The sequence below is a fragment of the Hydrogenophaga sp. genome (assembly GCF_048549895.1).
GTDB lineage: Bacteria > Pseudomonadota > Gammaproteobacteria > Burkholderiales > Burkholderiaceae_C > Hydrogenophaga.
Genome location: NZ_JBLYYB010000112.1, coordinates 1 through 2,917 on the forward strand (window position 1 = coordinate 1; position 2,917 = coordinate 2,917).

The 2,917-nt window shown below is 62.3% G+C and carries 2 protein-coding genes and 1 pseudogene; 1 reads left to right on the top strand and 2 read right to left on the bottom strand.

From position 1 onward, the window contains the following. Positions 1-227: pseudogene (locus ACN4F8_RS11910) on the top strand (IS5/IS1182 family transposase); the annotation flags it as partial. Positions 228-736: 509 nt separating this feature from the next. Here ACN4F8_RS11910 and ACN4F8_RS11915 read toward each other — a convergent pair. Continuing rightward, a complete protein-coding gene (locus tag ACN4F8_RS11915) occupies positions 737-1,054 on the bottom strand; it encodes a high-potential iron-sulfur protein (RefSeq protein WP_419473799.1) in 318 nt (105 codons plus the stop codon). Positions 1,055-1,643: 589 nt separating this feature from the next. Next, a complete protein-coding gene (locus ACN4F8_RS11920; protein WP_419473800.1) occupies positions 1,644-2,837 on the bottom strand; it encodes an IS91 family transposase in 1,194 nt (397 codons plus the stop codon). Between the last annotated feature and the right edge of the window lie 80 nt (positions 2,838-2,917).

The window sequence follows — 2,917 nt, forward strand, 5'->3', positions numbered from 1 at the left end:
AGTTGGCACTGGATCTGGGTTTCATTCCAGTGGTGCCACCAATGAAGACGCGGATCGAACCTTGGGAGTACGACCGCGAGATGTACAAGCGTCGCAATGAGGTCGAGCGTTTGTTCCGTCGGCTCAAGGGCTATCGCCGCATCTTCTCGCGATTCGAGAAACTCGACCTCATGTTCCTGGGCTTCATCAGCTTCGCGCTTGTCGTTGAGGGCCTGAGGATGTGTTAACAGGCCCTAGCGCGTAAACGCGCGGGTTGATCTCGTCGATGAGGCCCAGCACGATGTGTATGGATCCGCGCGCCGAGACTCGGCGCGCACGGATGGCTTCGGCCAGCTCGGTGGCGCTCGGGCGCCAGGGTACTTGTGTCATGCGGTGTCTCCTGGCTCCGCCAGGTGGAGCGGGTGGTGTAGCGCGATCGCAGCGGCCAGGCGGAGAATTCAATGGGTCAGGTAGCGCCAAACCAGCAGCGACCAAAAGCCCGCGCCGGTGAATAGGATGGCGTCATTGAAGTCGTAGCCAGGGTTGGCTGCACCTGCTGCGAATCGATTCAGAGAGTGATGTAGTTGAACGCCACCACAACAATTCGTGGCGATGGGTTCAACGCTCTTCGCAGCCCAGCGAGCAGCAGTAGCAAGGGTGGAACTGCGAGGAAAGCGTTCCTGCGCTGCTACTCCCGCTGGTTTGCTGTTTGAGCCGCCAACGCTTGGAGCCCTGTCTTCAACGCCACCTTAGGGAATCAGCCAGCCTTTTTGACATAGGCGCTGCACCAACCTTTGCTGGACACGGCTTTGCCTGGGAAGATGGCACAGGGACCTGCCGGGTCTCCCGGCTTGCCGGCGTAAACCTGACAGTTGCCACACATCTGCGTTGCAGCATGCTTGGGGAACTTCTTGGCATCCACTTTGGTGGAGTCAGCCACGTAACCCAGCGCAATTGCCTGAGCATCCTTTTCGTTGACCACAACATCCTGGGCGTGGACCGAAGACAAGGCCATCAGTGCAGTGCTTCCAGCCGCAACTTGAAGGATGAAAACGCGGCGATCTGAACTGTTCATTGGTTTCCTCGAGGTACTTGAAAAACGAAACGCATCGTAGGATCCAAAACATCGAAGGATGCTTAAGCCTGCAGATCGCGTGCGACAGTTCACAAAAGGCGGGAATGCCCGAAGCTCGCAAGATCGCGGCATTGGCAAATTGACCTCAGGCTGCTTGTCACCAGCTGCGGTACCCATGCAAGGGGCACCTGCGCTCTATGCTCGCGCGTATTGCGCCGATTCTCAGAAGGCCGCTCCAGTTAAGGGTTGTAGGACGCCCTCCCGCGCAGGCGCGCCGACGACACAGGCCGACCACGAAGGGTGGGCGTCGTACAAGCCTCTAGGGAGGAAACCGCGGGGAGCACCCATCTGGGCGTACCAGCTGGAAGCTATGGGGATTTGACAGTGCGCAGAGATGTTGGCGATGGCAACTGCGCCAACTGGCCAGTGCGCGAAGGCGCCATCACGGTGTGTTGTGCCGTTTCAGATGAACAGCTGTAGCCGATCTTGCAGGGGCAGCACCGTGGATTTCTGAGTCGGGCGCAGAGATCTGCGGCGAGCCGTGGTGAGCCCGCTCTAGACACAATCAAAGTTGCGAACGCCGAGGTGCTCACGGTGGACCTCGCTGGTGCGGTGTGCGAATGGGCTGCCCACGAGCGAACGTCTCGACGATGAGCATCATCGCGCCGCAGTGAACGCACACGAAGGTCGGGCGGATCTCCTCGGCCGCACCACACCCAGCCTTCTCGGCTGTTGCACTCGGCGCCTCGGGCACAAGCAGCTGGCGCGCACGTTCGACGCATTCGCGGCGGTTGATGTTGGCCAGCAGCCCGTAGTGCCGGATGCGGTGGAAACCGCTGGGCAAGACGTGCAGCAGGAAGCGGCGCATGAATTCCTCCGGCGAGAGCGTCATCGTCTTGTGGCGTGTCTTGCCTTGGCCTCGGTCCTTGTCACGGTAGTCCTTCCAGCGGAACGTCACACCTCTCTCGTCGTGTGCGACCAGGCGCGAGTTGGAGATCGCCACCCGGTGCGTATAGCGCGAGAGGTAGGCCAACACCACGCCTGGGCCCGCAAACGGCTTCTTGGCATAGACCACCCATTCACACCGGCGCAGCGGTGCGAGCCACCGCGCGAAGGCCTTCGGGTCGGCCAGCACGGTGTGTTGCGAGAAGAACTGCAACGTGCCCGCGCGGTGCTCTTGCTCCAGTGCTTCCAGGAAGCGCCGCCTGAACAGGCGCGAGAGCACGCGCACCGGCAGGAAGAAGCCCGGTCGGCACCCCACCCAACGCTGGCCGTCGAGCGAGAGGCCGCCACCGGGCACGATGCCGTGGACGTGCGGGTGGTGCGTGAGCGCCGAACCCCAGGTGTGCAGCACCAGGGTGGCACCGATCTGCGCACCCAGGTGCCGTGGATCGGCGGCGATGGTGCGCAGCGTCTGTGCCGCCACCTCGAACAGCAGGCCGTAGACGACGGCCTTGTTCCAGTACGCGATCTCGCTGATGGGTGCGGGCAGCGTGAAGACCACATGGAAGTAGTCCACGGGCAGCAGGTCGGCCTGGCGCGCATCCAGCCAGCGCTGCGCAGCACTGGCCTGGCACTTGGGGCAATGGCGGTTGCGGCACGAGTTGTAGGCGACCTGCAGGCGCTGGCAGTCTTCACAGCGCAGCACATGTCCCCCCAGTGCCGCGCTGCGGCACTGCTCGATGGCTGTCATGACCTTGAGCTGACCCAGGCTCAGGTGGGAGCGCTGGGCTTCATGATGGTGCTCCTGTCGTGATCGAGGCCAATTGGAGCCGCGGCTTATCGCGGCCCACTTCGTCACCCCCTACCGCATGGAAGGAAAAGGCGGTAAGAACGACGCCACCGACGCTGCGGCGATCTGCG